Origin of the sequence: Buttiauxella sp., from assembly GCF_035271705.1 — a bacterium.
Lineage (GTDB): Bacteria > Pseudomonadota > Gammaproteobacteria > Enterobacterales > Enterobacteriaceae > Buttiauxella.
In genome coordinates this window covers 1-2728 of record NZ_DATERI010000020.1, presented here as the reverse complement: position 1 = coordinate 2728, position 2728 = coordinate 1, and the positions used below count along the sequence as shown (strand labels likewise).

Genomic DNA, 2728 nt, shown 5'->3' with positions numbered 1-2728 from the left:
ATCTATGGGCCTGGGACGCTGCAAGCAGCGTTCAAATTTGTTCCAGACAAATTTGTTGCTCCCTTGCCGCCTACCTGCAACGCGAATTAATTAGGGAAATTGTTTTGTCATTTTGTGGTTTGTAGGTCGGGTAGGCGCATCGTCACCCGATGTATAGACACTCAATAACATCACTCCTCCTCAAACGCCGCATAGCTCTCCACCAGAAAATCAATAAACGCTCTGACCGCCGGCAGCTGGCCTCGCCGCGAAGGAAACACCACGTGAATTACTTCCCGTCTTGCGCGCCATTCCGGTAACAAATGCACCAGAGTTCCCTGTGCAATTTGCTGGTGAATCATCAAAATCGGTAACTGAACAATCCCCACTCCTGCCAGAGCGGCAGCGCGCAGCGCAATCATATCGGTGGTCACAAAACGTGGTTTGTGGTGCAGCGTCACTTCCTGATTATCTGGGCCAAACAGGCACCAACGATAAATCTGCTGTGGTTTGGATAACGCAAGACTCGGCCAATGCTGAAGATCAGCGGGAGATGCAGGTTTGGTCAAGCGCTCAACCAGTTCGGGGCTGGCGACCAGGCACATCCCGCGATCCGCCAGTTTGCGCATCACCAACTCACTGTCATCCAGCGGCAATGGGCGCACTCGTACGGCTAAATCGACATTCTCATTGAGCACATCAACCTGGCGATTAGTCTCCTCAAGCTGCACGGTAACTTGCGGATACTTCGTCATAAATCGCGCCAACATCTCGCCGATATGCGCATGCAGCAAAGCAATCGGGCATGTTAGGCGAATCAGCCCGCGCGGTTCAGCACGCAGCGAATTTATCGCTTCCTTTGCCGCTTCAGCTTCGATAATCATCGCTTTGCAATGGCGATAAAAAATCTGCCCAGCCTCGGTCACAGTGAAACTGCGCGTTGAACGCTGAATCAGGCGGGTTTCCAGGCTTTCTTCTAGCAGCGCAATACGCCGACTCAAGCGCGACTTGGGAATACCGATAACGCGGCTGGCAGGAGAAAACCCCCCGTTATCGACCACTTGCACGAAGTACCACAGATCATTGAGGTCTTGCATTGCTATTGTCCCGTGTGTGGAACACTGAGTTCATTTTAAGAGTCTACCGCGGATTTCGTCTTATGAGTAAGCTTTATCCCAACAGAAATCGACACTCAATGGAGATAACGATGAAATCAATTCTTGGCGTTTATTCAGCACCTGCTTCCCACTGGGTGGGTGATGGATTTCCGGTTCGCTCACTGTTTTCTTATTCAAAATTTGAAAAACAGCTCAGCCCATTCCTGCTGCTGGATTACGCAGGCCCGGCAGATTTTAAACCGAGCAACAAAGGACAACGCGGCGTAGATGTCCATCCGCATCGTGGTTTTGAAACGGTCACCATCGTTTACAAAGGCGAAGTGGCGCACCGCGACTCCACCGGCAGTGGCGGGGTGATTGGCCCAGGCGACGTGCAATGGATGACCGCCGGTAGTGGCATTTTGCACGAAGAGTTTCACTCGCCGGCTTTCAGTGAGCAGGGTGGTGCGCTGGAGATGGTACAGCTGTGGGTGAATTTGCCAGCAAAAGATAAATCAACGCCACCGAACTACCAGTCGATTACCGATGGGGATATTCCGGTTGTGACCTTGCCTGATAACGCCGGCCAGGTGCGTGTGATCGCCGGTGAAATGGACGGCAAAAAAGGCCCGGCACGGTCGTTTTCACCGCTACGAGTCCTGGATATGCGTCTGAATCGGCAAAGTACGACACAACTGACCTTACCTGACGGTTGGAACACAGCACTTGTGGTGCTCAAAGGTACGGTGCAGGTCAACGGCCAGGAAGTGGTTCGTGAAGCGCAACTCGTGGTGCTGGATGCGAAAGGTGAAACCGTCACCCTGGAAGCCAATAACGACGCCGTCGTGCTGGTGTTGAGCGGTGAGCCGCTTAACGAGCCTGTTGTCGGTTACGGACCGTTTGTGATGAACACCCGTGAAGAGATTAAAGAGGCTATCGACGATTTTAATCAGGGTAAATTTGGTCAGAATATTGCCTAAATTATTCCCCTTGTGCGGGACATCGCGCAGGGGGAATATCTTTTCCTATACCGGCGCGCGGGGCTAATGTTAGGCTATGGCCCACTCTTTTTTCAGAAGTCAGAGCGATGCAAACCAGTCCTTTACTTACCACCCTTATGGAATCCCTGCGCTGCCTGCCGGGCGTTGGCCCTAAGTCTGCACAACGTATGGCGTTTGCGCTTTTGCAACGTGACCGCAGTGGTGGAATGCGTCTTGCTCAAGCATTGACTCGCGCCATGTCCGAAATTGGGCACTGTGCAGATTGCCGCACGTTTACCGAACAAGAAGTCTGCGCTATTTGCTCCAACCCGCGTCGTCGGGAAAATGGCCAGATTTGCGTAGTAGAAACCCCAGCGGATATTCACGCTATCGAAGCGACTGGCCAGTTTTCTGGGCGCTATTTTGTGCTGATGGGGCACCTTTCTCCTCTGGATGGCATTGGCCCGCAGGACATCGGTCTCGACAGGCTTGAACAGCGTCTGGAAACCGAAACCATTAAAGAGCTGATTCTGGCGACCAACCCGACCGTTGAAGGCGAAGCGACAGCGAACTACATTGCCGAACTTTGCGGGCAATATGGCGTCGATGCCAGTCGTATCGCACACGGTGTTCCGGTGGGTGGCGAGCTGGAAATGGTAGATGGGACTACGC

At 52.9% G+C, this 2728-nt stretch carries 3 protein-coding genes; 2 read left to right on the top strand and 1 reads right to left on the bottom strand.

Annotated elements, in window-relative coordinates; all coding sequences use genetic code 11:
- Positions 1-170 precede the first annotated feature (170 nt).
- Positions 171-1076, bottom strand: coding sequence for a LysR family transcriptional regulator (locus VJY99_RS01810; protein ID WP_324115774.1), 906 nt, complete (start codon positions 1074-1076; stop codon positions 171-173).
- A gap of 110 nt (positions 1077-1186) precedes the next feature.
- Between VJY99_RS01810 and VJY99_RS01805 the strand changes: the two genes are divergently transcribed.
- Both VJY99_RS01805 and recR read left to right on the top strand, forming a co-directional pair.
- The gene (locus VJY99_RS01805; protein WP_324115772.1) at positions 1187-2056 is read left to right on the top strand and encodes a pirin family protein; all 870 of its coding nucleotides are present in this window, start codon (positions 1187-1189) and stop codon (positions 2054-2056) included.
- 107 nt (positions 2057-2163) lie between these two features.
- Positions 2164-2728, top strand: a 565-nt coding sequence (gene recR, locus VJY99_RS01800) for a recombination mediator RecR (RefSeq protein WP_324115770.1), incomplete at its 3' end; no start/stop codon positions are given.

What these genes read in the sequence shown, in the direction of transcription:
- VJY99_RS01810 (WP_324115774.1), bottom strand. Translation starts at nt 1,076, where the DNA reads ATGCAAGACCTCAATGATCTGTGGTACTTCGTGCAAGTGGTCGATAAC.
- VJY99_RS01805 (WP_324115772.1), top strand. Translation starts at nt 1,187, where the DNA reads ATGAAATCAATTCTTGGCGTTTATTCAGCACCTGCTTCCCACTGGGTG.